Origin of the sequence: Erwinia sp. V90_4 (assembly GCF_029967685.1) — a bacterium.
Taxonomy (GTDB): Bacteria; Pseudomonadota; Gammaproteobacteria; order Enterobacterales; family Enterobacteriaceae; genus Erwinia; species Erwinia aphidicola.
On record NZ_JASCAQ010000001.1, the window covers coordinates 71,589 to 96,209 of the forward strand.

General features: G+C 56.7%; 18 protein-coding genes. 13 read left to right on the forward strand and 5 right to left on the reverse strand.

Annotation, left to right across the window (positions count from 1 at the left end; translation table 11 throughout):
- Positions 1-50 precede the first annotated feature (50 nt).
- The 4 genes from QLG07_RS00310 to QLG07_RS00325 all read left to right on the forward strand — a co-directional run bounded on the left by QLG07_RS00310 (position 51) and on the right by QLG07_RS00325 (position 3,289).
- Positions 51-1,292 carry a winged helix-turn-helix domain-containing protein gene (locus QLG07_RS00310; protein WP_282468195.1) on the forward strand — a complete coding sequence of 414 codons (1,242 nt, stop codon included), beginning with the start codon at positions 51-53 and terminating at the stop codon, positions 1,290-1,292.
- 62 nt (positions 1,293-1,354) lie between these two features.
- The gene (locus tag QLG07_RS00315; RefSeq protein WP_048916529.1) at positions 1,355-1,537 is read left to right on the forward strand and encodes a Trm112 family protein; all 183 of its coding nucleotides are present in this window, start codon (positions 1,355-1,357) and stop codon (positions 1,535-1,537) included.
- Entirely contained in the window at positions 1,534-2,280 is a 747-nt protein-coding gene (gene kdsB, locus QLG07_RS00320; protein WP_048916528.1) for a 3-deoxy-manno-octulosonate cytidylyltransferase, read from the forward strand. The genes QLG07_RS00315 and kdsB overlap by 4 nt, the downstream gene beginning before the upstream one ends.
- A 115-nt stretch (positions 2,281-2,395) precedes the next feature.
- Positions 2,396-3,289 carry a YcbJ family phosphotransferase gene (locus QLG07_RS00325; RefSeq protein ID WP_282468196.1) on the forward strand — a complete coding sequence of 298 codons (894 nt, stop codon included), beginning with the start codon at positions 2,396-2,398 and terminating at the stop codon, positions 3,287-3,289.
- Here QLG07_RS00325 and elyC read toward each other — a convergent pair.
- Positions 3,282-4,049 (reverse strand): envelope biogenesis factor ElyC, encoded by a 768-nt coding sequence (gene elyC / locus QLG07_RS00330; protein ID WP_282468197.1) that lies wholly within the window; start codon positions 4,047-4,049, stop codon positions 3,282-3,284. The two genes, QLG07_RS00325 and elyC, sit on opposite strands and share 8 nt — an antisense overlap.
- 126 nt (positions 4,050-4,175) lie before the next feature.
- On the opposite strand from elyC, the gene cmoM reads away from it, so the two are divergent.
- The 7 genes from cmoM to QLG07_RS00365 all read left to right on the forward strand — a co-directional run bounded on the left by cmoM (position 4,176) and on the right by QLG07_RS00365 (position 14,876).
- On the forward strand, positions 4,176-4,961 hold the full coding sequence (cmoM, locus tag QLG07_RS00335; RefSeq protein ID WP_133624060.1) for a tRNA uridine 5-oxyacetic acid(34) methyltransferase CmoM: 786 nt from the start codon (positions 4,176-4,178) through the stop codon (positions 4,959-4,961).
- On the forward strand, positions 4,958-6,280 hold the full coding sequence (mukF, locus tag QLG07_RS00340) for a chromosome partition protein MukF (RefSeq protein WP_048916524.1): 1,323 nt from the start codon (positions 4,958-4,960) through the stop codon (positions 6,278-6,280). Before cmoM ends, mukF begins: the two co-directional genes overlap by 4 nt.
- On the forward strand, positions 6,261-6,986 hold the full coding sequence (mukE, locus tag QLG07_RS00345; RefSeq protein WP_133624059.1) for a chromosome partition protein MukE: 726 nt from the start codon (positions 6,261-6,263) through the stop codon (positions 6,984-6,986). Before mukF ends, mukE begins: the two co-directional genes overlap by 20 nt.
- Complete coding sequence (gene mukB / locus QLG07_RS00350) at positions 6,987-11,435, forward strand: chromosome partition protein MukB (protein ID WP_282468198.1); 4,449 nt, start codon at positions 6,987-6,989, stop codon at positions 11,433-11,435.
- Positions 11,436-11,613: 178 nt separating this feature from the next.
- A complete protein-coding gene (gene ldtD / locus QLG07_RS00355) occupies positions 11,614-13,467 on the forward strand; it encodes a L,D-transpeptidase (protein WP_282468199.1) in 1,854 nt (617 codons plus the stop codon).
- 187 nt (positions 13,468-13,654) lie between these two features.
- Positions 13,655-14,203, forward strand: a complete 549-nt coding sequence (locus QLG07_RS00360) for a YcbK family protein (RefSeq protein WP_048916520.1) — start codon at positions 13,655-13,657, stop codon at positions 14,201-14,203.
- Positions 14,204-14,246: 43 nt separating this feature from the next.
- The gene (locus QLG07_RS00365) at positions 14,247-14,876 is read left to right on the forward strand and encodes an MBL fold metallo-hydrolase (protein ID WP_282468200.1); all 630 of its coding nucleotides are present in this window, start codon (positions 14,247-14,249) and stop codon (positions 14,874-14,876) included.
- An 87-nt stretch (positions 14,877-14,963) separates the two neighbouring features.
- Here QLG07_RS00365 and QLG07_RS00370 read toward each other — a convergent pair whose 3' ends face one another.
- The 4 genes from QLG07_RS00370 to pncB form a co-directional block, all read right to left on the reverse strand.
- Positions 14,964-16,154 carry an amino acid aminotransferase gene (locus QLG07_RS00370; RefSeq protein WP_282468201.1) on the reverse strand — a complete coding sequence of 397 codons (1,191 nt, stop codon included), beginning with the start codon at positions 16,152-16,154 and terminating at the stop codon, positions 14,964-14,966.
- A gap of 189 nt (positions 16,155-16,343) precedes the next feature.
- Positions 16,344-17,468, reverse strand: a complete 1,125-nt coding sequence (gene ompC / locus QLG07_RS00375; protein ID WP_282468202.1) for a porin OmpC — start codon at positions 17,466-17,468, stop codon at positions 16,344-16,346.
- 299 nt (positions 17,469-17,767) lie between these two features.
- Positions 17,768-19,168 carry an asparagine--tRNA ligase gene (gene asnS, locus QLG07_RS00380; RefSeq protein WP_048916513.1) on the reverse strand — a complete coding sequence of 467 codons (1,401 nt, stop codon included), beginning with the start codon at positions 19,166-19,168 and terminating at the stop codon, positions 17,768-17,770.
- A 158-nt stretch (positions 19,169-19,326) separates the two neighbouring features.
- A complete protein-coding gene (pncB, locus tag QLG07_RS00385; protein ID WP_048916515.1) occupies positions 19,327-20,532 on the reverse strand; it encodes a nicotinate phosphoribosyltransferase in 1,206 nt (401 codons plus the stop codon).
- Between the two features lie 263 nt (positions 20,533-20,795).
- On the opposite strand from pncB, the gene pepN reads away from it, so the two are divergent.
- Together pepN and QLG07_RS00395 are read left to right on the forward strand one after the other, a co-directional pair.
- Complete coding sequence (gene pepN, locus QLG07_RS00390) at positions 20,796-23,414, forward strand: aminopeptidase N (RefSeq protein WP_282468203.1); 2,619 nt, start codon at positions 20,796-20,798, stop codon at positions 23,412-23,414.
- Positions 23,415-23,584: 170 nt separating this feature from the next.
- On the forward strand, positions 23,585-24,616 hold the full coding sequence (locus QLG07_RS00395; RefSeq protein WP_187497570.1) for a Gfo/Idh/MocA family oxidoreductase: 1,032 nt from the start codon (positions 23,585-23,587) through the stop codon (positions 24,614-24,616).
- The last annotated feature ends 5 nt before the right edge of the window (positions 24,617-24,621 follow it).

Consider the following 24,621-nt stretch of genomic DNA (forward strand, 5'->3'; position numbering starts at 1 on the left):
TTACCGACTAAACGCTACACTGAAGCCATCTGAATTTTATGGATGGCATTATGACGGCAGTCACTCTCTCACTGGTTCAGGCTCGCCAGCTGCACCTTGCGGCACAGGGTTTACTGCGGCCACCTTCTCATAAAGCGCGTTTTGACGATCTGCTGGCCGCGATAAGGCGCATGTCGCTGCTGCAAATTGACACCATCCACGTCGTGGCGCGCAGCCCTTATCTAGTGCTGTTCAGTCGCCTGGGAGACTACCCGGTTAGCTGGTTAGAACAGGCGCTGGCCCGCGGTAAACTGTTTGAATACTGGGCGCATGAAGCCTGCTTTATCCCGATTGAAGATTACCCACTGCTGCGCCACCGTATGCTCAATCCGGCGGCCTTAGGCTGGAAGTACAATCAGGCATGGATGGATCAGCATCAGCAGGAGATCGCCGATCTGCTGGCGCATATTGGTGAGAATGGCGCGGTGCGATCGGTAGATTTTGCTGCTCCGGCAGGGCAGAAACCCGGCTGGTGGGCGTGGAAGCCGCACAAGCGTCATCTGGAAAACCTGTTTAGCGCAGGCGAGCTAATGGTCAGTGAGCGCCGTAACTTCCAGCGCGTCTACGATCTGCGGCAGCGGGTACTGCCTGAATGGGATGATGCCCTGCATGCATTGAAGGAAAAGGATGCCACTGAGCGCATGCTGGAGAACAGCGCGGCCAGCCTGGGTATTTTTCGTCCCTCCTGGCTGGCGGACTATTACCGCCTGAAGCGGGCGCCCGTCACTCAGGCAGTCACCCGCTGGCTGGAGCAGGGCACGGTGCGCGCAGTACAGGTCGAAAGCCTTGGAACGCTGTACGTGCACCAGACGCTGTTCGCCCAGCTTGACGCTCCACAGGCCGCCACGCACACCGCCATCCTCTCACCGTTCGATCCGCTGGTATGGGACCGTAAGCGGGCGCTGGAGCTATTCAACTTTGACTACCGCCTGGAGTGCTACACGCCGGAGGCGAAGCGGCAATACGGCTATTTTGTTCTGCCGATCCTGCATCGTGGCGCGCTGAAAGGCCGCCTGGATGCGCGCATGCTGCGCAAAGAAAAAATATTGCAGGTCAAAACGCTGTGGCTTGAGCCAGAGGTGCGCGTTACGCAGCAACTGCTGGGCGATCTGCAGCGCGCGCTGACAAAGTTTGCCCGCTGGCAGGGCGCTGAGATGATCGAGGTCAATAAACTTCCGGCATCGATGGCAACGGCCTGGCCCGCGCGCTGGAAAATAGCGTGCGGGAGCGGTTTTTTCGTGGCCGGCGGGTAACTGCTGTGGTGCAGCTATGGTATTCTTGAGGCTTGCAAAACTGGGTTCATTGCGGAGGAACCATGGATCATCGTTTACTTGAAATTGTTGCCTGCCCGGTATGTCATGGCAAACTGTATTACAACAAAGATCTGCAGGAGCTGGTGTGCAAACCAGACGGGCTGGCCTATCCGGTGCGTGATGGAATTCCTGTACTGCTGGAAGTTGAAGCGCGTACGCTGACCCTGGAAGAGAGCCATCCATGAGTTTTGTGGCGATTATTCCGGCGCGTTTTGCCTCTACCCGCCTGCCGGGTAAACCGCTGGTGGATATTCACGGCAAACCGATGGTCGTCCACGTCATGGAGCGCGCACTGGAGTCCGGTGCTGAACGTGTGATCGTTGCTACCGATAACCAGGATGTGGCGCGTGCCGTCACGGCAGCCGGGGGTGAGGTCTGCATGACCCGCCCCGATCACCAGTCAGGCACCGAGCGCCTGGCGGAAGTGATTGAGCACTACCAGTTCGCCGATGACACGGTGATTGTCAACGTGCAGGGCGATGAGCCAATGATACCCCCGGTGATTATCCGTCAGGTGGCAGATAATCTGGCTAAAAGCAGTGCCGGTATGGCGACGCTGGCGGTGCCGATCGACTCTGCGGAAGAGGCCTTCAACCCGAATGCGGTAAAAGTGGTGCGCGATGCTAACGGCTATGCGCTCTACTTCTCGCGCGCCACAATCCCCTGGGATCGCGAGCGTTTTTCAGCCTCACGCGACACCATTGGCGACCACTTCCTGCGTCATATCGGGATTTACGGCTACCGTGCCGGTTTTATCCGCCGCTATGTAGGTTGGGAAGCGAGCCCGCTGGAGCAGATAGAGCTGCTGGAGCAGCTGCGCGTGCTGTGGTACGGCGAGAAGATCCACGTTGACGTGGCGAAAGCCATTCCCAGCGTGGGGGTTGATACTCCGGAAGATCTGCTGCGCGTCCGTGCGGCCATGCGTTGAGTTTAATCGGGGGTGCATTCGCAGCCCCGATCTACTGCCTGCAAATTTGATCCCATGCTGAGCAAATCACCACTTTCAGCGCCATGATAAGCGTGCCTGCCTGAAAGGAGGGCGGATGGAACAACTGCGATCTGAACTCGAACTGGTACTTGGTGAAACCGTCAGCCGGGTTGAATGCATCAGTCAGCAACCCTATGCCAGCCTCTACACCCTTTATGATGACAGCGGCTATTCACTGCCGCTGGTCGCGAAATACTTCTCTATGAAGGGTATTGCCGCTCAGGAAGCCCACAAGCTGTCGATGCTGGCGCGTGAGGGGAAAGTGCGCGTGCCCGCCGTTTACGGGCTGGTGATCAGCCAGCAGCCCCCGCAGCACGAAGTGCTGCTGATCGAGCGGATCGGCGGCGTCTCGGTTGAAGCGCCGACCCGCACTCCCGATCGCTGGCAGCAGCTGCAGGAGCAAATCGTCGAGGGCATGCTCTCCTGGCATCGTATTGACAGCCATGGTCTGGTCGGCACGGTGGACAGCACTCAGCAAAATCGCTGGCCTGCATGGTATACGCAGCGCATTGAGGTGCTGTGGGCGACGCTAAATTATCTGCAGCCGTCAGCGCTGGATATCGACGACCGCCAGATACTGTTTCGCAGCCGTGCCTGCCTCAGTGCCCTGTTTGCCGGTTTTGACGACCCGTGCGTGCTGGTTCATGGCAACCTCGCGCTGAGCAGCATTGTGAAAGAGGCCTGGGGCGACCGGCTGCAGGCGATAATCAATCCCGGTACGGTGCTGTGGGCACCGCGTGAGTTTGACCTTTACCCGCTGTGCGAGTCCGTTGCCGGGGAGGCGATTCTCAGCGCATATCTTCAGCGCGCTCCGGTGGCGGAGGGCTTTGTTGCCCGCCGCTGGCTCTATATCCTGTGGGAGGAGGCGGCGCGACTGATCCACACCACACAATTTGACCCGCCGCGTTTCAAGCTCGCCGCACGCTCCCTGCTGCCGTGGCTCAGCTAGCGCTTTGCGGCTTCAGCCATTGCCACAAGCGGCCCAGGCTCTCATACCATGCCCGCTCGCTGTGTCCCAGCCAGAATGAGTTCGGCATCGCCCTTTCCCACAGATTAAGTGGAGAAGTGACCGCCAGCTGATTCGCAGGCGCTGGCCAGGGGTGTAACCCCTGGCGCTGGAAAAAGATCATCGCTCTGGGCAGATGGTTAGCTGACGTCACCAGTGCAAACGGCTGCTCGCCGACAATTTTCGCCACTTCACTGGCTTCCTGCTCGGTATCATGCGGCTTATCCAGGGTGATAATCGCTTCGGCAGGTACGCCCAGCGACTGCGCCACGCGCGACGTCACCTCAGCAGAGCTCAGCGGATTGTTCTGCGCTCTACCACCGGTAAAAATCAGCCTGGCTCCCGGGTTGGCACGCCAGATGCGGATGCCTTCCGTCAGGCGCGGCAGGCTGTTGTTGAGCATGTTAGAGCTGGGTGCCCACGCGTCATTCCAGGTATAACCCCCACCAAGCACCACGATATAAGCGAGCGGCTGCTGATTGTGCCAGGTGGGATAACGATCTTCGATCGGCGCCAGCAGACGATCGGCGACCGGCTGCAGGCTGAGCAGCAGCAACAAGATCCAGCTGGCGGAGATCAAAATTTTGCCGCTCTTTTGCCAGCGGCTGAACCAGATCAAGATAATACCCAGCGCCATGATTAACAGCAGCATGGGCAGGGGCAGCAGCAGGCCGCCGAACACTTTTTTCAGCGCGAAAAGCATGAAAAAGGACTCCTTTTGTCCGAAAAAACGCCACCCGGAAACGAAGCGATGACTGAGAGGTTCATTTATTGCCAGTGTATGCCAAAATACCCGACTGAATCACGCCTGAACGCTGGAGCTGCCTGTATGCAGGATCGCAACTTTGATGATATCGCAGAAAAGTTTTCACAAAATATATACGGTACCACCAAAGGCCGCATTCGCCAGGCGATCCTCTGGCAGGATCTCGACGCGCTGCTGAGTACCTTTCCTGCCGGGCCGCTTGCGGTGCTTGATGCGGGCGGCGGGGAAGGGCAGACCGGCTGCGGCATGGCAGAGCGTGGTCATCAGGTGCTGCTGTGCGACGTATCGGAGGAGATGATTGGCCGCGCCAGCCGCTTAGCGCTGGAAAAAGGTGTGAGCGGCAACATGCAATTTAAACAAATTAGCGCTCAGCAGGTCGTGCAACATTTGGATAAGCCGGTTGATCTGGTATTGTTTCACGCTGTGCTGGAATGGGTAGCCGAACCGCAGCAGGTGCTGGCCGCTTTGTATGATGCGTTGAAGCCCGGAGGCGTGCTGTCGCTGATGTTTTATAACGTCAACGGCCTGCTGATGCAGACCATGGTGCTGGGCAATTTCGGCTATCTGCAGGCAGGCTTAAGCAAACGCAAAAAGAAAACCCTGTCCCCGGACTACCCGCGCGATCCGCAGCAGGTTTATGCCTGGCTTGAGGCGTGCGGCTTTACTATTGAAACGAAAACCGGCATCCGGGTTTTCCACGACTATCTGCGGGATAAAACCAAGCAGAGTGAGCGGTTTGATGAAGTTCTGGCGCTGGAAAAGCAGTATTGCCGCCAGGAGCCGTTTTTAAGTTTAGGGCGTTACATCCACGTCACAGCGCGGAAACCCATTCAGAAGGACGAACTATGAGTGATTTTTCCCAGACTGTACCGGAACTGGTGGCCTGGGCGCGAAAAAATGATTTTTCCGTCACGTTGCCGACCGAACGTCTGGCTTTTTTGCTGGCGATTGCCACCCTCAACGGGGAGCGCATGGATGGCGAAATGAGTGAAGGCGAGCTGATTGACGCCTTCCGCCACGTCAGCGATGGCTTTGAGCAGACCAGCGAAACGGTGCTGGTTCGCGCCAACAATGCCATCAACGATATGGTACGCCAGCGCCTGATCAACCGCTTTACCAGCGAACACTCCGAAGGTAATGCTATCTATCGCCTGACGCCGTTGGGGATCGGCATTACCGATTACTACATCCGCCAGCGCGAGTTCTCCACGCTGCGCCTGTCGATGCAGCTGTCGATCGTCGCCGGTGAGCTGAAGCGCGCCGCCGACGCCGCCGATGAAGATGGCGATGAGTTCCACTGGCACCGCAACGTATTCGCGCCGCTGAAATACTCCGTGGCGGAAATTTTCGACAGTATCGACATTACGCAGCGCATCATGGATGAGCAGCAGCAGGCGGTAAAAGACGATATCGCGCAGCTGCTGAACAAAGACTGGCGCGCGGCGATCTCCAGCTGTGAGCTGCTGCTGAACGAAACTTCCGGCACGCTGCGCGAATTGCAGGATACGCTTGAGGCCGCGGGCGATAAGCTGCAGGCCAATCTGCTGCGCATCCAGGATGCGACGATGAACAGCCCGGATCTGGGGTTTGTCGACAAGCTGGTTTTTGACCTGCAAAACAAGCTCGACCGTATTATCAGCTGGGGCCAGCAGGCTATCGATCTGTGGATTGGCTACGATCGCCACGTCCATAAATTTATCCGTACCGCTATCGATATGGATAAAAACCGCGTCTTCGCCCAGCGGCTGCGCGTCTCGGTGCAGAACTATTTTGAGATGCCGTGGGCGCTCACCTATGCCAATGCCGAGCGCCTGTACGATATGCGCGATGAAGAGCTGGCACTGCGTAATGAAGAAGTCACCGGTGAACTGCCGTCAGAGCTGGAGTACGAAGAGTTTAATGAGATCCGCGAACAGCTGGCGGCAATGATTGAAGAGGCGCTGGCGATCTACAAAGCGCAGCAGAAGCCGCTGGATCTCGGCGCCGTGATGCGCGAATACCTGACACAATACCCGCGCGTGCGTCACTTCGACGTGGCGAGAATTGTCGTCGATCAGGCCGTGCGCTTAGGCGTGGCCGAAGCAGATTTCTCCGGTTTGTCCGCTGAGTGGCAGACCATTAATGATTACGGAGCCAAGGTGCAGGCACATGTCATCGACAAATATTGAACAAGTGATGCCGGTTAAGCTGGCCCAGGCCCTGGCTAACCCGATTTTTCCGGCGCTGGACAGCCAGTTACGTGCAGGCCGTCATATCGGCATCGATGAGTTAGATCAGCACGCCTTCCTGATGGATTATCAGGAATTTCTCGAAGAGTTTTACGCGCGCTACAACGTGGAGCTAATCCGCGCCCCGGAAGGTTTCTTCTACCTGCGCCCGCGCTCCACCACCCTTATCCCGCGTTCGGTGCTGTCCGAGCTGGATATGATGGTCGGTAAAATTCTCTGCTATCTCTACCTCAGCCCGGAACGTCTGGCCAATGAAGGGATCTTCAGCCAGCAGGAGCTGCATGATGAGCTGATGTCGCTGGCCGATGAAGGCAGGCTGCTGAAGCTGGTTAACCAGCGCTCGACCGGCTCTGACCTTGACCGCCAGAAGCTGCAGGAAAAAATGCGCGCCTCATTAAACCGCCTGCGCCGCCTGGGTATGGTGTGGTTTATGGGCAACGACAGCAGCAAATTCCGCATCACTGAATCCGTGTTTCGCTTCGGTGCCGACGTGCGCAGCGGTGATGATGCCCGTGAAGCGCAGCTGCGCCTGATCCGTGACGGTGAAGCGATGCAGCTTGACGGCGGGCTGGCGCTGGCAGATGAAACCGACGACGGCGAAAGTACGGCAGAACGCAACCAGCCGGACGGCGGAGAGGAAGAATAAATGATTGAACGTGGAAAGTTTCGCTCACTGACGCTGATTAACTGGAACGGTTTCTTTGCCCGTACCTTTGACCTCGACGAGCTGGTGACTACGCTGTCGGGTGGTAACGGAGCCGGGAAGTCGACCACCATGGCGGCCTTTATCACCGCGCTGATCCCCGACCTGACGCTGCTGCACTTCCGTAATACCACCGAAGCGGGCGCCACATCGGGTTCTCGTGATAAAGGCCTGCACGGTAAGCTGCGCCCCGGCGTGTGCTACGCCGCGCTGGACGTGATGAACTCACGTCACGAGCGCGTGATTGTCGGCGTGCGCCTGCAGCAGGTTGCCGGCCGCGACCGCAAAGTGGACATTAAACCTTTCAGCATCCACGGCCTGCCGACGTCGATTAACCCGACTGAAATTCTCACCGAAACGGTGAATGCGCGCCAGGCACGGGTGCTGCCGCTCAGCGAGCTGAAGGACAAATTCGAAAGTAGCGAGAGCGTACAGTTCAAACAGTACAACTCGATTACCGACTACCACTCGGTGATGTTCGATCTCGGTATCGTGGCGCGCCGCCTGCGCTCTGCCGCCGACCGCAGCAAATATTACCGCCTGATTGAGGCCTCGCTGTACGGCGGGATCTCCAGCGCAATTACCCGCTCGCTGCGTGACTACCTGCTGCCGGAAAACAGCGGGGTGCGTAAAGCCTTCCAGGATATGGAAGCGGCGCTGCGTGAAAACCGCATGACGCTGGAAGCGATCCGCGTCACCCAGTCCGACCGCGACCTGTTTAAGCACCTGATTTCCGAAGCGACCAGCTACGTGGCCGCAGACTATATGCGCCATGCTAACGAGCGCCGCATTCACCTCGATGCTGCGATGGTGGTGCGTAACGACCTGTTCACCAGCCGTAAGCAGCTGGCCGCGGAGCAGTATCGTTCGGTCGAGATGGCGCGTGAGCTGGCCGAACATAACGGCGCAGAGAGCGATCTGGAAACCGATTATCAGGCCGCCAGCGATCACCTCAACCTGGTGCAAACCGCGCTGCGTCAGCAGGAAAAAATTGACCGCTATGATGCCGATCTCGAAGAGCTGACCTTCCGCCTGGAAGAGCAGAACGAAGTGGTGGCTGAAGCGCGTGAGCTGCAGGAAGAACACGAAGCGCGCAGCGAAGCGGCCGAGCTGGAAGTCGACGAGCTGAAAAGCCAGCTGGCTGACTATCAGCAGGCGCTGGACGTGCAGCAGACCCGCGCTATCCAGTACCAGCAGGCATTGACCGCGCTGCAGCGGGCGAAAGAGATCTGCCAGCTGAGCGACCTTAGCGTTGATAACGCTGAAGAGTGGCAGGAAACTTTCCAGGCGAAAGAGCAGGAAGCGACCAGTAAGCTACTGATGCTGGAGCAGAAAATGAGCGTGGCGCAGGCCGCGCACAGCCAGTTTGAACAGGCTTTCGAGCTGGTAACCAAAATTGCCGGGCCGGTCAGCCGCAGCGAAGCCTGGCAGGTCGGTCGCGATCTGCTGCGCGATGCGGGCAACCAGCGCTATCACGCTGAACAGCTGCAGCCGCTGCGTAGCCGCATTAACGAACTTGAGCAGCGCCTGCGCGAACAGCAGGATGCCGAGCGCCTGCTGAGCGAGTTCTGCAAGCGCCACGGTAAGCAGGTCGATGCTGAAGAGCTGGAAGCCCTGCAGTATGAGCTGGAAGCGCAGATTGAGCAGCTGAGCGACAGCGTGTCCGACGCCGGTGAGCGCCGCATGAACATGCGCCAGGAGCTGGAACAGCTGCGTGAACGTATTGCCCGCCTGACCAAACAGGCGCCGCAGTGGCTGGCCGCACAGGAGATCCTTTCCCAGCTCAGCGAGCAGACCGGGCAGGCGCTGGAAAACAGCCAGCAGGTTACCGAATTTATGCAGCAGCTGCTGGAGCGCGAGCGCGAAACCACGGTTGAGCGTGATGAAGTCTCTGCCCGCAAGCGTGAAATTGAGCAGCAGATCGAGCGCCTCAGCCAGCCTGGCGGTGCCGAAGATCCCCGTCTTAACAACCTCGCTGAGCGATTTGGCGGCGTGCTGCTGTCCGAAATTTATGACGATGTCACCATCGACGATGCGCCGTACTTCTCCGCGCTGTACGGCCCGGCGCGCCATGGAATTGTCGTCCCGGACCTGTCACGGGTACGTGAGATGCTCGACGGCATGGATGACTGCCCGGAAGATCTCTATCTGATTGAAGGGGACCCGCAGTCGTTTGATGACAGCGTATTCAACGTTGAAGAGCTGGAAAAAGCGGTGGTGGTCAAGGCCAGCGATCGCCAGTGGCGCTATTCACGCTTCCCGAAAGTGCCGCTGTTTGGCCGTGCGGCGCGTGAGAATCAGCTGGAGCTGCTGCAAACCGAGCGGGAAGGCCTGGCCGAGCGCTACGCCACGCTGTCGTTTGACGTGCAGAAAACCCAGCGTCTGCACCAGTCCTTCAGCCGCTTTATCGGCAGCCACCTCGCCGTGGCCTTTGAGTCCGATCCGGAAGCGGAAATGCGCCTGCTGAACAATCGCCGCACGGAAGTTGAGCGCGCGCTGAGCAGCCATGAAAGCGAAAACCAGCAGCAGCGCCAGCAGTTTGACCAGGCGAAAGAGGGTGTAGCTCAGCTTAACCGCCTGATGCCGCGCGTCAGCCTGCTGCTGGATGATTCCCTGCGCGACCGTTACGAAGAGATTCTGGAAAAGCTGGATGAAGCGCAGGAAGCCGCACGCTTTATCCAGCAGCACGGCGCTCAGCTGGCGAAGCTGGAGCCGATCCTCTCCGTGTTGCAAAGCGACCCGGAACAGCATGAACAGCTGAAGCTGGATTATCAGCAGGCGCAGCAGCAGCAGCGCGATGCCCGTCAGCAGGCGTTTGCCCTGACGGAAGTGGTACAGCGCCGCGCGCACTTTGGCTATACCGACTCCGCAGGCATGCTCGACGGCAACAGCGATCTCAACGAGAAGCTGCGTCAACGCCTGGAGCATGCCGAGGCTGAACGTGCGCGTGCCCGCGACCAGCTGCGCCAGCATCAGGCCCAGCTGACGCAGTATTCTCAGCTGCTGGCCACGCTGAAAAGCTCCTATGACGCCAAGCGCGACATTCTGAAAGAGCTGCAGCAGGAGATGCAGGACATTGGCGTACAGGCGGACTCCAGTGCCGAAGAGCGTGCGCGTATGCGCCGTGATGAACTGTATAGCGCCCTGAGCAATAATCGTGCCCGCCGTAATCAGCTGGAAAAACAGCTGACCTTCTGTGAAGCCGAAATGGATGCGCTGCAGAAAAAACTGCGCCGCCTGGAACGTGAATACCAGGTGGGCCGCGAGCAGGTCGTCAGTGCTAAAGCGGGCTGGGTGGCGGTACTGCGCCTGGTGAAAGACAACGGAGTCGAGCGTCGACTGCATCGCCGTGAGCTGGCATATCTTGGCGGGGACGAGCTGCGTTCAATGTCGGATAAGGCACTGGGTGCGCTGCGTCTGGCGGTAGCGGATAACGAACATCTGCGCGATGTACTGCGCCTGTCGGAAGATCCTAAACGTCCTGAGCGTAAAATTCAGTTCTTTATCGCCGTATATCAGCACCTGCGCGAGCGTATCCGTCAGGATATCATCCGCACGGATGACCCGGTCGAAGCCATCGAGCAGATGGAGATCGAACTGAATCGTCTGACCGAAGAGTTAACCGCACGCGAGCAGATGCTGGCGATCAGCTCGCGCAGCGTAGCGAACATTATTCGTAAGACCATTCAGCGCGAGCAGAATCGTATCCGCCAGCTGAACCAGGGCTTGCAGGCCGTCAGCTTTGGCCAGGTAAAAAGTGTGCGTCTGAACGTCAACGTGCGTGAAGCCCACTCCACCCTGCTTGACGTTCTGTCAGAACAGCATGAGCAGCATCAGGATCTGTTTAAAAGCAATCGCCTGACCTTCTCGGAAGCGCTGGCGAAACTCTATCAGCGCCTGAACCCGCAGATCGATATGGGGCAGCGCACGCCGCAAACTATCGGTGAGGAGCTGCTCGATTACCGTAACTATCTGGAAATGGAAGTTGAAGTTAACCGTGGTTCCGACGGCTGGCTGCGCGCAGAGAGTGGTGCACTGTCGACCGGTGAAGCTATCGGTACCGGGATGTCCATTCTGGTCATGGTGGTGCAGAGCTGGGAAGAGGAGTCACGCCGCCTGCGCGGAAAAGATATCTCGCCTTGCCGACTGCTGTTCCTCGACGAAGCGGCGCGTCTGGATGCCAAATCCATCGCTACGCTGTTCGAACTGTGTGACCGTCTGGAAATGCAGCTGATCATCGCGGCGCCTGAAAACATCAGCCCGGAAAAGGGGACGACCTATAAGCTGGTGCGTAAGGTGTTTAATAATACTGAGCATGTTCATGTGGTGGGGCTGCGCGGCTTCGCTGCCGAGCCGACGGTGACCAGCAATGGCGCCGAAGCTGAGGCATAACCCTGGACTAAAAATATAAAAAATGATGGCGTGCAGTGGTAAAATCTCTGCTGCCAGATTACTCTGGATAACGGCATTTGCAACGGAAGAGGCAGATGCCGTTTTCTGTTTCTATACTTATAACAATGACTAACTGCTGCTGTTCTTCGATTCAGCTGGCTTACACAGGGGGCAAGGGATGTTGCTGAAGAAATCGTTATCCGCTCAGGCCGTTGCGCTTGGCTACTGTTTGATGTTCGGACTGACATACATGTCCCCCGCAGCGGCAGGTATTCCACCTGTTTCCGCACCTGCGTCATCGACCGTTAGCGTGGTTCAAAGCCAGGCACAAATCAGTGCGGCTTTCCCTCATGGGAGCACGCCGTTTTATTTGAAGAATCTCACCCCACTGTATGCCGCAAACGGTATGCGTCCGATGTGGCAGGATCAACAGGCCGTGCAGCAGTTCCAGCAGCAGCTGGCTGAGGTTGCGCTTTCCGGCGTGCAGCCGCAATTTACCCGCTGGGTCAAACAGCTGACCGATCCGCAGATTAGCGGGCTGGCGCGTGATGTGGTGCTGTCTGACGCCATGTTGGGCTATCTGCAATTCACCTCCAATGTGCCGAGCAAGGGTGAAGTCTGGCTGTATAGCAATGCCCCTTACAAGATGGAAGCGCCGTCAATGGCGGCGATCAATCAGTGGCAGCGCGCATTGGCGCAGGTCAATCTTAGCGGTTTTGTGCAGTCCCTGGCCCCGCAGCACCCGCAATATGCCCTGATGCATCAGGCGCTGAAAACCCTGCTGGCGGACGCGCGCCCGTGGCCGCAGCTGCGGGATAAACAAACGTTAAAACCGGGGCAGGTGAGTGATGATGTTCCGGCGCTGCGCGACATTTTACAGCGCACCGGCATGATGTCTGCCGCCAATGAACCGCCGAAACCGACTGCCGAAGTGGTCGGAGCCGTGGATGCCCCGCTGGTGCATGACGATGATAACGCACAGCCGGATGCTGTCGTGCCGCCGCAGCGAGATACCAACGCGGTTGTCAGCCCGTCTGCCACTGCCACCACGGATATTCCCCCACCTGCAGTGCCGAATAACGTCGGTAACGTGCAGGGCGAGGCTATCCCGGTCAATGCTGACAATATCTACACGCCACAGCTGGTTGAGGCGCTGAAACGCTTCCAGCGCTGGCAGGGGTTGGAAGCGGATGGCGCAATTGGCACGCGCACCCGCGAGTGGTTAAACGTCTCGCCGCAGCAGCGTGCTTCGCTGCTGGCGCTGAACATTCAGCGTTTGCGTCTGCTACCCGATGATATGCACAACGGCATCATGGTGAATATCCCGAACTACTCGCTGGCTTACTACGTTAACGGCAGCGAGATTTTATCCTCGCGGGTGATTGTTGGCCGCCCGGACCGTAAAACGCCGTTGATGCGCAGCGCGCTAAACAATGTGGTACTCAACCCGCCGTGGAATGTGCCGACCACGCTGGTGCGCAAAGATATTGTGCCGAAGGTGAAGCAGGATCCGATGTACCTGTATAAACACGGTTATACGCTGCTGTCAGGCTGGAGCAGCGATGCGCAGGTGATCGATCCATCAATGATTGACTGGAGTATGGTTTCGGCCGCCTCGTTCCCGTATCGCATCCGCCAGGCTCCGGGGGCCACCAACTCGTTAGGGCGCTACAAGTTTAATATGCCAAGCTCGGACGCCATCTATCTGCACGACACGCCTAATCACGGCCTGTTTCAGAAAGATATTCGCGCGCTCAGCTCAGGCTGCGTGCGCGTGAACCGCGCCTCGGACCTCGCTAACCTGCTGTTGCAGGATGTGGGCTGGGATGGCTCGCGCATCAGCAGCACCCTGAAACAGGGCGAAACGCGCTTTGTTTCGATCCGCCACCGCATTCCGGTCAATCTCTATTACCTGACCGCCTGGGTAGCAGATGACGGTCAGCCGCAGTTTCGTACAGATATTTACAATTATGATATGACGGCGCGCTCAGGCACTCAGGTGCTGACGCAGGCTGGTCAATTATTGCTCTAATTGTTGATTATCCAGCAGTTCCGCCCGCGGGGAGTTCTCCGCTCAGTTGGCTGGCGCAGCGGCGTTGAGTGCGATCTCTGCGTCACACTCCGCAGCGCCGGGTTGACTGATGTTTTCTCCCCCGGTAAGGTTCGGACGGTGCAGTAAATGCATCGTTCCGAATACTTCAGCCAGGTAATACAGATTCATGGATAAATTTGACTCAAATCGTCGTAAGTGGTTAGCACTGGGCGGCGCTGCACTCGGTGTGGCACTTCTTCCCGGACAGGCTTTTGCCTCGCTCTCTACTGCTCGTCCTCGTGTGCTGACCCTCAGCAACCTCAACACCGGTGAAAGCCTCAAAACTGAGTTTTTCAATGGAAAAAGTTACGACAAGGATGAATTAGCGCGCCTGAATCACTTTTTCCGTGACTACCGGGCCAACAAAAGTAAGAACATCGATCCCCACCTGTTCGATCAGCTTTACCGCCTGCAGACCATGCTTGATACGCGCAAACCCGTGCAGTTAATTTCCGGTTACCGTTCGCTGGCGACCAACAACTCGCTGCGTTCGCACAGCAAAGGCGTGGCAAAGCACAGCTACCACACCCTGGGTCAGGCAATGGATTTTCACATTGAAGGAATTTCGTTAAGCAATATTCGCAAAGCTGCGCTTTCGCTACGTGCAGGCGGTGTAGGATACTACCCGAGCAGTAACTTTGTGCATATTGATACCGGTCCGGTACGGAACTGGTAAAAACGAAATTCCGGGCACCTGTGGTGGCCGGTAACGGAGAGTTATGGACTATCACATTATCCCGGTCACCGCGTTCGCTCAGAACTGTTCGGTGATTTGGTGTGCGGAAACTCGCGAAGCCGCGCTGGTGGACCCGGGCGGTGACGCGGAGAAAATCAAACGAGAAGTCACTGATTTGGGCGTTAAGCTCACCCAGATCCTGTTGACGCACGGCCATCTTGACCATGTTGGTGCCGCCGCCGAGCTGGCAGAGCATTATCAGCTGCCCATTATTGGCCCACATATCGCCGATAAATTCTGGCTGGACGCGCTGCCGACGCAGAGTGAAATGTTTGGCTTTGCCACTTGCCCACCGCTGACGCCGGATCGCTGGCTGGAAGAGGGGGAGACGGTAACCGTGGGCAATACCCCGCTTGAAATCCTGCTGTGCCCTGGCCATACGCCGGGGCATATCGTCTTCTTTGACCGCGCAGGCCGCCTGCTGGTTTCTGGCGATGTGATTTTCAACGGCGGGGTCGGGCGTTCAGACTTCCCTCAGGGCAGCCACAGCGACCTGATAGCCTCCATTCACCACAAACTCCTGCCGCTGGGTGACGATGTGACCTTTATTGCAGGGCACGGCCCGATGTCGACGCTCGGGCGTGAACGTATCAGCAACCCGTTCCTGCAATAGGCGCATTGAAAAAAGGGGGCGACCGCAAAAACGGTCGCCCCCTTCAATGTAAAGGCTGAACCTTAGTGCCGGTCAGCCCTCTCTCATTTACAGTACCGCGACAATCGCCTCACACAGCGGTGCCATATTGTCCGGGGTCATGCCCGCAACGTTAACGCGCCCGGAGTTCACTGCATACACGCCAAACTCATCGCGCAGGCGAACCACCTGATCTTTGGTCAGGCCGCTGAACGAGAACATGCCGTTCTGATCGATGATAAAGCTAAAGTCGCCTTTCGCCCCTTTCTCCTGCAGCGTATTGACAAACAGCTGACGCATACGCTGAATGCGCTCGCGCATCGCGCTCAGTTCCTGCTCCCACAGCACGCGCAGGGCGCTGTTGCTGAGGATAGTCGCAACCACAGCCGCACCGTGTGCCGGTGGGTTAGAGTAGTTGGCGCGAATGGTGGCTTTCACCTGACTGAAGGCGGTATCTACCACCGCCGCATTAGCGGCGACCAGCGTGAAGGCACCCACGCGTTCGTTATACAGGCCAAAGTTTTTCGAGTAAGAGCTGCAAACGATCAGTTCCTGGTGGGTGGCAGCAAAGGCGCGCAGGCCTTCTGCATCCTCTTCCAGACCGCGAGCGAAGCCCTGATAGGCGAAGTCAAACAGCGGCAGCCAGCCTTTCGCCAGCGACAGCTCAGCCAGCTGTGTCCACTGTTCAGCCGTTGGGTCAATCCCGGTTGGGTTGTGGCAGCAGCCGTGGAACAGCACTACGTCACCGGCTTCAGCGGCATTCAGGCTGTTTAGCAGGCCATCGAAGTCCAGCGAGTGATTCGCCGCATCGTAATATTTGTATTCACACACTTCCAGACCGGCGGCTTCAAACACATTTTTGTGGTTCGGCCAGCTTGGGTTACTCACCCAGATGCGTTTGGCTGGGGTCTGCGTGGCGATAAAGTCCGCCGCCACGCGCAGAGCACCGGTACCGCCAGGGGTTTGGGCGGTGCGGGCACGATGATGGCCAATCAGGGAGCTGTCAGCACCGAACAGCAGTTCCTGGGTGCAGCGACCAAAATCAGCAATACCATCAATGCTCAGATAGTTTTTGGTGGTTTCGTTTTCCAGCAGATACTGCTCAGCTTTCTTCACGCTGGTCAGTACCGGCGTGTTGCCGGTTTCATCTTTATACACGCCAATACCGAGGTTGATTTTATTCTGGCGATCGTCGGCGCGGAACAGATCGGCTAAACCAAGAATAGGGTCGGCGGGTGCAGCTGCAATACGTTCAAACATAGTCGAAGTCCGTTAGCTTAATCTAAAGCGAAGTGAGGACTCAGGGTACCGCCTGGAAGGGTAAATTGCCAACCGTTTGCGTGAAAATTGCAGCAGAAAGAGAAAGGGGAAGGGCAGAAAACAAAAACGGGGCCGAAGCCCCGTTTTGATGCTCTGATAACCGCGACCGCAGCCGCAGTTAAATGGCAATTAGAACTGGTACTGCAGGCCAACACCAACAACGTCGTCGGTGCTCTTGCCAGCTGCACGAGTGTACTCGTTGTCATCCAGCAGGTTGATTTTGTAATCAACATAGGTAGACATGTTTTTGTTGAAGTAGTAGTAGGTACCCACTTCGATGTATTTAACCAGGTCAGCGTCGCCGCCACCAAATGTACCGTTGCTTGAAGTGAAGCCAGTCAGGTCCTTACCTTTAGACTGCAGGTAAGCGATGGATGGGCGCAGGCCGAAGTCGAACTGGTACTGTGCAACCACTTCGAAGTTCTGAGTTTTGTTAGCAGCGATGTTCAGGCCGTCAACTGGAGCGGTTACTGCACCATAGTTAGTGGTGTTGCGAGATTCGCCGTAGAATGCTGCCAGGTAAACGTTGTTGGCATCATATTTCAGACCCAATGCGTACTGGTCAGCTTTATCGCCGTTACCGTCAGTTTTCTGGTCTGCGGTACGGTTTGAAGAAGCGTAAGAACCCACTGCGCTGATGCCCATACCGGTGTCATAGGCTACAGAAGTACCCCAGCCGTCGCCGTTAGAGTTAGCGCGGTCACGGGAAGAGTTTTCGTTTTTGCCCTGATACTGCAATGCGAAGCTCAGGCCGTCAACCAGACCGAAGAAGTTGCTGTTACGGTAGGTAGCCAGACCGTTTGAACGACCAACCATGAAGTTGTCGTTGTCCTGATACATGGTGTCATCGCCGAAGATTGGCAGCTGGTCGGTGTAAGACATTGCGTCGTAGATCACGCCGTAGTTACGACCGTAGTCGAATGAGCCTGCATCACCGAATTTCAGACCGGCGAAGCCCAGACGAGTTTTAGAACCTGAAGTACCCTGAGATTCAGCAACGTTCGCCTGAACGTTGTATTCCCACTGGCCGTAGCCGGTGATTTGATCGTTGATCTGGGTTTCACCTTTGAAACCAAAACGAACATAAGTCTGGTCGCCGTCATCACCAGCGTTGTCAGAGAAGTTGTGGCGCGCATCAACTTTACCGTACAGGTCCAGTTTGTTGCCATCTTTGTTATAGATTTCTGCAGCGTTCGCGGCACCAGCAGCCAACAGAGCTGGGATCACTACTGCAAGAATGTTGCGCTTCATCATTTTTTATTACCCTCATTGGAGTTATTTGGACACCTGCCACTGCCGTCAATAATTCTTTACAGAACTACGATGAGAGTTTGGTGTCTTCCTGTGTCTGCACGCATCTTTCCATTCACAGCCTGGTTAATCTAGCGCGAAAATGCTACCAATCTCCTATTCTGGTTACAATAGGAAAATATGTATGACAAAATGTAAAAAATACGGAACTTTGTGAGGGAACTCTAAATTTACAAAAATAAAAAAAGGCCAGCGAGGCTGGCCTTAGTATATATATGAATTTCTTATATTTAATGCAGAAATCAGAAGGTCGCGTTGCGCGGAGTACGCGGGAAGGCGATAACATCTCTTACATTTTGTACGCCGGTGACATAGGCGATTAATCGTTCGAAACCTAAACCGAAACCTGAATGTGGCACGGTGCCGTAGCGACGCAGATCGCGATACCACCAGTAATCTTCTTTATTCAGACCCATCTCGGCGAGGCGAGCATCCAGCACGTCCAGACGCTCTTCACGCTGTGAACCGCCGATGATTTCACCGATGCCCGGAGCCAGAACATCCATCGCAGCCACGGTTTTGCCGTCGTCGTTGAGACGCATATAGAAAGCTTTGATGTCTTTCGGGTAGTTCTTCACCACTACCGGCGCCTTAAAGTGTTTCTCGGCCAGATAGCGTTCATGCTCGGAAGAGAGGTCAATACCCCAGGAAACGGCATTTTCGAAGGTCTGGCCAGATGCCAGCAGGATCTCGACGGCCTCGGTGTAATCTACCTGCGCAAAATCGGTAGTCACAAATTTCTCCAGGCGCGAAATCGCTTCTTTGTCTACACGCTCAGCGAAGAAGGCCATATCGTCGGCGCGTTCTTCCAGTACCGCTTTGAAGACATACTTGAGCATCGCTTCCGCCAGCGCGGCGTTATCTTCCAGATCGGCAAACGCCACTTCCGGTTCCAGCATCCAGAATTCCGCCAGGTGGCGGCTGGTGTTGGAGTTTTCCGCACGGAAGGTTGGACCGAAGGTGTAGATCTTAGAAATCGCACTGGCGTAGGTTTCGCCGTTCAGCTGGCCGGAAACGGTCAGGAACGCTTCTTTACCAAAGAAATCTTCGTCGTAATTGACTTTGCCTTCCGGCGTGCGCGGCAGGTTTTCCATATCCAGCGTCGAAACGCGGAACATTTCACCGGCACCTTCCGTATCGGAAGCGGTGATCAGCGGGGTAGAGACCCAGAAGAAACCCTGCTCGTCGAAGAAGCGGTGTAATGCCTGGGCCAGCGTATGACGCACGCGGGCGACGGCACCAATCAGGTTGGTACGCGGGCGCAGGTGTGCAACCTCACGCAGATATTCAATGCTGTGGCGTTTTGCCGCCATCGGGTAGGTATCAGGGTCATCAACCCAGCCAACCACTTCGACCGCCGTGGCCTGAATTTCAAAACTCTGGCCTTCACCCGGGGATTCCACCACTTTGCCGGTAATCACAACCGAGCAGCCGGTGGTCAGGCGCAATACTTCATCCTGATAATTATTCAGAGAATTATTGACCACAGCCTGAACGGGATTAAAGCAGGAACCGTCGTAAACGGCGATAAAGGAAATACCGGCTTTTGAATCTCTTCGTGTACGCACCCAGCCACGTACGGTGACTTCGCTGTCAACCGCGACCCGGCCGTGCAGTACATCCGCTACAGGCACAACGCTCATATAAGTCTCTCACTATTAATCTGAATAACCCCGAAATTAGGGTCTTGCTATGTTACTTGCCAGACGAGGAGAAACAAGAGAAATTCCCGGAAGCGGGAGAGATTTATTAACAGGATGGGGCTATCAGGGGCCAGCACGGGTCTGGCCCCTGGAAACTGTTAGCTGGCTTTCTTGACCAGCGGAAGATCGAAAGCTTTGCGCAGGGCGCGGACAAAGGCTTTATCCTGACAGATAGTTTTACCCGGGCTGTCGGAAAGTTTAGCGACCGGCTTACCGTTGCACTCCACCAGCTTGATGACAATATTAAGCGGTTTTACCTCGGGAATATCGCAGGTCAGGCGCGTACCGATGCCGAAAATGACATTAATACGCTGACCAAACTGGCGATACAACGCCACGGCTTTATCCAGGTCAAGATTATCGGAGAACACCAGCGTTTTGCTCTGCGGGTCTAATTCCAGCTGCTGATAGTGGGCAATGGCTTTCTCGCCCCATTCAAACGGGTCCCCAGAATCATGGCGCAGCCCCTGGTAAGCGGTGGCAAACCCACGACCGAAGTCGCGCAGGAAAGCATCCATAGTGATGCAGTCGGTCAGCGCAATGCCCAGCTGGTCCGGATACTCCTCCAGCCAGGCCTGCAGTGCAGCGCGCTGGCTGTTAGCCAGCACCGGGCTGATCTGCTGATGCGCCTGGAACCATTCGTGCGCCTGAGTGCCGACCGGGGCAATACCCAGCTGACGCGCAACTTCATAGTTACTCGACCCGACCAGCCACGGAAAATCCTGCTTGAGCGTGCTGACAATCGCCAGCTGCACATCGTGAGAGAAGCGGCGGCGGGTGCCGAAGTCCATCAGACGGAAGCGCGACATATCGAGATCCGCCGTCAGGTCGGCAAACTGCACCAGCTTGCTCTTCAGCTTGTCGACCGCCATCTGTGGCGTCACCAGAGGTGAGCGGTGACGATGCACCACTTCACTGATCAGCGCCAGCAGCGGCACTTCCCACATGATGACTTCACGCCACGGCCCGCTGATACGGATATCCAGCTTGCCGTGATGGTTGCGCACGCTCACCTGGCGCGGATCGTAGCGGAAGGTACGCAGCCAGCTCAGGTAGTCCGCTTTGAAGAAGGGCAGGCCGGAGAGATACGCAAACTCGTCGTCGCTCAGTACCAGCGAAGCCATCGACGCGATTTGCTCGTTAATCTCATCAGCATAGATGCCGAGCATGTCGTCACCACGGCAACGAAACTCGGCGGCGACGGTGACATCGTAATAGCGATGAAACACAGCCTGCTGCATGTGGAGTTTATAAGCATCGGTATCTAAAAGCGTGGTCAAAATCGGGGAAGCGTGTCGTGTCATGGTGCGTTTCAGCATCCTCTGGCGAAGAGCGTTATCCCTGGTTCAAATAAAAGAAAAGTCGCAGGAGTATAACCCGAATACTCATTTAGTGAAGCCGATCACAGCACAATTCGGCTAGTCGGGATGAGGAAAAGCGCGGCGTTTGTTAATGAGATGTACCATTTTCAGGCAATGGCGCCAATTGTCGTCGATTCTACGTGGCAACCAGGGCATAACAGGAATAGACTTGAAAAGGTTAACTAATTACGACGTGAGAAGGACTTATGACGCAACTGCCGCAAGCCAAAAATCGCCATGATTATCGTGCCCCGGATTACACCATTACCGATATCGATCTGACTTTTAACCTTGATGCCAGCACCACGCAGGTCACCGCTATCAGCCAGATTAAACGTCTGGGTGCCAGCACGGCGGAGCTGCGTCTTGACGGCGGTGAAGACCTGAAGCTGGTGTCGCTGCATGTCGACGAGCAGCCGTGGCAGCACTACCGTCTGGAAGAGGGCACGCTGGTGTTAACCCAGCTGCCTGATGCTTTCACTCTGAAAATCGTCAATGAGATCCACCCGGATAAAAACACCGCGCTGGAAGGGCTGTACAAGTCCGGCGAAGCGCTGTGTACCCAGTGTGAAGCCGAAGGCTTCCGCCACATCACCTGGTATCTGGACCGCCCGGACGTGCTGGCGCGCTTTACCACCACGATTATTGCCGATCAGGCGCGCTACCCTTATCTGCTCTCCAACGGCAACCGCGTGGACGGTGGTCAGATGGAAGATGGCCGTCACTGGATGAAGTGGCACGACCCGTTCCCGAAACCCTGCTATCTGTTTGCGGTGGTGGCGGGTGATTTTGACGTGCTGCGCGACAGCTTCAAAACCCGTTCCGGCCGCGATGTGGCGCTGGAGATCTTCGTCGATCGCGGCAATCTCGACCGCGCTGACTGGGCGATGACCTCGCTGAAAAACAGCATGAAGTGGGATGAAGAGCGCTTCGGACTGGAGTACGACCTCGACATCTTTATGATCGTTGCCGTCGACTTCTTTAATATGGGCGCGATGGAGAACAAAGGCCTGAACGTCTTTAACTCCAAATACGTGCTGGCTAAGGCTGAAACCGCGACCGACAAAGATTACCTCGGCATTGAGGCGGTGATCGGCCATGAATACTTCCATAACTGGACCGGCAATCGCGTCACCTGCCGTGACTGGTTCCAGCTCAGCCTGAAAGAGGGGCTGACGGTGTTCCGCGATCAGGAGTTCAGCTCTGACCTGGGTTCGCGCGCGGTCAACCGCATTGATAATGTGCGCGTAATGCGCGGTTCACAGTTTGCCGAAGATGCCAGCCCGATGGCGCACCCGATCCGCCCGGAACAGGTGATCGAGATGAACAACTTCTACACTCTGACAGTGTATGAGAAGGGTTCAGAAGTTATCCGCATGATGCATACCTTGCTGGGCGAGGAAAACTTCCAGAAAGGTATTCAGCTCTACTTTGAACGCCATGATGGCAGCGCCGCCACCTGTGATGACTTCGTGCAGGCGATGGAGGATGCCTCCAACGTTGATCTCTCGCAGTTCCGCCGCTGGTACAGTCAGTCCGGTACGCCGGTGCTGTCGATTCGTGACGACTACAACCCGGAGCTGGAACAGTACAGCCTGCACGTCACTCAGATGACCCCGCCGACCGCTGACCAGAAAGAGAAGCTGCCGCTGCATATTCCGCTGGATATCGAACTGTACGATGGTGAAGGCAAGGTGATCCCGCTACAGCACAATGGCCACCCGGTCCATCATGTGCTGAACGTCACCGAATCGTTCCAGACCTTTGTGTTTGATAACGTCCATTTCCAGCCGGTGCCGTCACTGCTGCGTGAATTCTCAGCGCCGGTAAAACTTGATTACAACTGGAGCGATGCGCAGCTGACCTTCCTGATGCGCCATGCACGTAATGACTTCGCCCGTTGGGATGCGGCGCAGAGCTTGATGGCTAACCACATCAAAATCAACGTTGCCCGCCAGCAGCAGGGACAACCGCTGTCACTGCCGCTGCACGTGGCGGATGCCTTCCGTGCCGTGCTGCTGGAGGAGAATACCGATCCTGCCCTGATGGCGTTAATCCTGTCGTTGCCATCAGAAAATGAGATTGCCGAGCTGTTTGAGGTGATCGACCCGGCCGCCAATGCGGTCGTACGTGAATCGCTGGTGCGCACGCTGGCAACCGAGCTGGCCGATGAGCTGCTGGCGGTCTACTACGCCAACCAGACGGCGGAATATCGCGTTGAGCACGCAGATATGGGCAAGCGCGCGCTGAAAAATGTCTGCCTGAGCTACCTGGCGTTTGGTGATGCGGAGCTGGCCAATAAGCTGGTGAAAGCCCAGTTCGAAAAAGCCAATAATATGACCGACAGCGTGGCCGCGATGGCTGCGGCCGTGAGTGCGCAGCTGCCGTGCCGTGCGGATCTGCTGGCGGCCTTTGACGAGCGCTGGCATCAGGATGGCCTGGTGATGGACAAATGGTTTGCGCTGCAGGCTACCAGCCCGGCGGCCGATGTGCTGACGCAGGTACGTGCGCTGCTGAACCACCGTTCGTTCACCCTCAGCAACCCGAACCGTATTCGCTCACTGGTCGGGGCATTTGCTCAGCTTAACCCGTCCGCTTTCCATGCCATTGACGGCAGCGGCTATCAGTTCCTGGTGGAGATCCTCACCGATCTTAATACCCGCAACCCACAGGTTGCGGCACGCATGATCGAACCGTTGATCCGCCTGAAGCGTTACGAAAGCACCCGCCAGCAGCTGATGCGCAACGCGCTGGAGCAGTTAAAAGGGCTGGATAAACTCTCCGGCGATCTGTTCGAGAAGATCACCAAGGCGCTCAACGCCTGAACTTAGGTTTCATCCTAAGCGAAAACCAAACCGGGCAGTTGCCCGGTTTTTTTTTACTATTTTCTGGATGTTATTGCCTCAAATGCAACATTTGCCAACGGTAGCAAAGACCAACATAATCGTAACATGCTGACGAATGTTGCTTGCGCACTCAACAACGAGGATGACAGATGAAAATTGGATTGGTCGGATATGGTACGGGCGGTCAGTACTTCCATGCCCCCTATATTTGCGCCGCGCAGGGGGTTGAGCTGGCGGGCATTGTGGCGCGCGCACCGGCAACTGTCGCGCGCGTCAAAGCGGACTTCCCCGAGGTGCCGGTTTACCCCAGCCTGACGGCGATGCTCGCCGCCGGAGTCGACATTGTCACCATTACCACCCCGCCTGAAACCCGTCGTGAACTGGTTCTGCAAGCTATCGACGCGGGGGTGGCGGTGATTGCCGATAAGCCCTTTGCACCTGATGCGCAAACCGGGCGCGAACTGGCCGCCGCCGCCCAAGCAAAAGGCGTGGTGCTGGGCATCTACCACAATCGTCGCTTCGATGCGGATATCGTGACCCTGCGCAAGGTGATGGAGCAGCAGCGCGTCGGCAAGCCGTGGCGGCTGCACAACCGTATGGATCTTGATGACCCGTTAACGCTGGACGGCGGTGAAATGGGCGGCCTGCTGCGCGACATGGGGAGCCACCTGGTCGATCAGGCGGTGTGGCTGCTTGGGCCGGTAAAGTCGGTATTCGCCCAGACCGACATCATCCAGCGCCCGGAGGGGCCAACGGATGCCAGCTTTGTGATTACCCTGATGCACACCAGCGGCGTGCATTCCCATATCTCCTCCAGCAAGCTGAACCACCTCGCCAGCCGCGAACTGCGGTTATATGGTGACAAGGGCAGCTATCTGGCGAACAGTTCTGACGTGCAGGCAACGGCAATTTTCGCCGGCAAGAAACCAGCAGATGACCTGGCCGGCTGGGGCTATGAGCCTGAAGCACTGTGGGGGACATTGCGCACCGATAAAGGTGAGGAGCGGGTACCGTCAGAGCAGGGGCGCTATCACGCTTACTACGAAGCTTTTGCTGCCGCAGTGCGCGATGGCACCGAGCCGCCGGTGACCAGTGAACAGGCGATCCGCACCCTGGAAGTGCTGGATGCGGCGCTGTTAAGCGCGAAGGAAGGCAGGCTGGTAACGCTGACCAAACCCTGAACAAA

Coding starts and splice junctions, on each gene's coding strand:
- QLG07_RS00310 (WP_282468195.1), top strand. CDS start 51: ATGACGGCAGTCACTCTCTCACTGGTTCAGGCTCGCCAGCTGCACCTT.
- QLG07_RS00315 (WP_048916529.1), top strand. CDS start 1,355: ATGGATCATCGTTTACTTGAAATTGTTGCCTGCCCGGTATGTCATGGC.
- kdsB (WP_048916528.1), top strand. CDS start 1,534: ATGAGTTTTGTGGCGATTATTCCGGCGCGTTTTGCCTCTACCCGCCTG.
- QLG07_RS00325 (WP_282468196.1), top strand. CDS start 2,396: ATGGAACAACTGCGATCTGAACTCGAACTGGTACTTGGTGAAACCGTC.
- elyC (WP_282468197.1), bottom strand. CDS start 4,049: ATGCTTTTCGCGCTGAAAAAAGTGTTCGGCGGCCTGCTGCTGCCCCTG.
- cmoM (WP_133624060.1), top strand. CDS start 4,176: ATGCAGGATCGCAACTTTGATGATATCGCAGAAAAGTTTTCACAAAAT.
- mukF (WP_048916524.1), top strand. CDS start 4,958: ATGAGTGATTTTTCCCAGACTGTACCGGAACTGGTGGCCTGGGCGCGA.
- mukE (WP_133624059.1), top strand. CDS start 6,261: ATGTCATCGACAAATATTGAACAAGTGATGCCGGTTAAGCTGGCCCAG.
- mukB (WP_282468198.1), top strand. CDS start 6,987: ATGATTGAACGTGGAAAGTTTCGCTCACTGACGCTGATTAACTGGAAC.
- ldtD (WP_282468199.1), top strand. CDS start 11,614: ATGTTGCTGAAGAAATCGTTATCCGCTCAGGCCGTTGCGCTTGGCTAC.
- QLG07_RS00360 (WP_048916520.1), top strand. CDS start 13,655: ATGGATAAATTTGACTCAAATCGTCGTAAGTGGTTAGCACTGGGCGGC.
- QLG07_RS00365 (WP_282468200.1), top strand. CDS start 14,247: ATGGACTATCACATTATCCCGGTCACCGCGTTCGCTCAGAACTGTTCG.
- QLG07_RS00370 (WP_282468201.1), bottom strand. CDS start 16,154: ATGTTTGAACGTATTGCAGCTGCACCCGCCGACCCTATTCTTGGTTTA.
- ompC (WP_282468202.1), bottom strand. CDS start 17,468: ATGATGAAGCGCAACATTCTTGCAGTAGTGATCCCAGCTCTGTTGGCT.
- asnS (WP_048916513.1), bottom strand. CDS start 19,168: ATGAGCGTTGTGCCTGTAGCGGATGTACTGCACGGCCGGGTCGCGGTT.
- pncB (WP_048916515.1), bottom strand. CDS start 20,532: ATGACACGACACGCTTCCCCGATTTTGACCACGCTTTTAGATACCGAT.
- pepN (WP_282468203.1), top strand. CDS start 20,796: ATGACGCAACTGCCGCAAGCCAAAAATCGCCATGATTATCGTGCCCCG.
- QLG07_RS00395 (WP_187497570.1), top strand. CDS start 23,585: ATGAAAATTGGATTGGTCGGATATGGTACGGGCGGTCAGTACTTCCAT.